The following is a 703-nucleotide window of genomic DNA, read 5'->3' as shown; positions in this document are numbered from 1 at the left end:
GCGGAAGCATCGGCAGGTCGGGCCAGCCAGGTGCGCACCGTCGACCGGTCGGAGCGCATCCGCACCTACAACTTCCCGGAGAACCGGATCACCGATCACCGCATCGGTTTCAAGGCCCACAACCTCGACGCGGTGCTTGACGGCGAACTCGATGCGCTGCTCGACGCCCTGGGCGTTGCGGACCGAGAAGCCCGGCTCGCGGCCGAGTAGCCGCAGGAGCCGGGCCTCGACGGGGGAGCAGGGCTACTCGTTGCCCGCAGGGTCGGTTACTGCGGGTACCTCCGGATCGGCCGCCGCGGCCGGCGGGACGTCGGTGAGATCGACGCCCGGCAGCAGGAAGCAACCCTGACCGTCGGAGTTCTCATGGGCACCCCAGACTGCGCTGACGACGAGGCCCTCACCGGTCTCGAGTACCACCGCGGGCTCCTCACCTTCCAGTGGTCCCGGCAGCGCACCCGTCCCCAGCTGGAGCGTCCTCAGGTTCACCCAGCCGATCCGGCCTCCGCCGCTGCCCTCCTGCTCGATCTCGTACTCGATCGAGCCGGGTTCCGCATCCTCCTCGGCGACGGCGGTCTCCGTATCGACCGGACCGATCCCCGCCGGGCATCCGACGGGGATCGGCTGGAAATCGATGGGGGTCCGCGCTCGCGAGGGCGGGGGCCGCGAAAGCGGCCGCGCCCGCTGCGGCGAGAACGGTGATTCC

The 703-nt window shown here is 70.7% G+C and carries 1 protein-coding gene and 1 pseudogene; one reads left to right on the top strand and one right to left on the bottom strand.

Features of this window, described 5'->3' with window-relative positions:
* Positions 1-210: pseudogene (locus R1101_RS28885) on the top strand (peptide chain release factor 1); the annotation flags it as partial.
* A 33-nt stretch (positions 211-243) separates the two neighbouring features.
* Here the strand turns inward: R1101_RS28885 and R1101_RS28880 are convergent.
* Positions 244-703: hypothetical protein (locus R1101_RS28880; protein WP_016935826.1), on the bottom strand; the 460-nt coding region annotated here is incomplete at its 5' end.

This window comes from Rhodococcus sp. R1101 (assembly GCF_000278445.1).
Classification (GTDB): Bacteria; Actinomycetota; Actinomycetes; order Mycobacteriales; family Mycobacteriaceae; genus Rhodococcus; species Rhodococcus gordoniae.
Note: the sequence above shows the minus strand (reverse complement) of the source record. Positions and strands in the feature narration are given on the sequence as shown.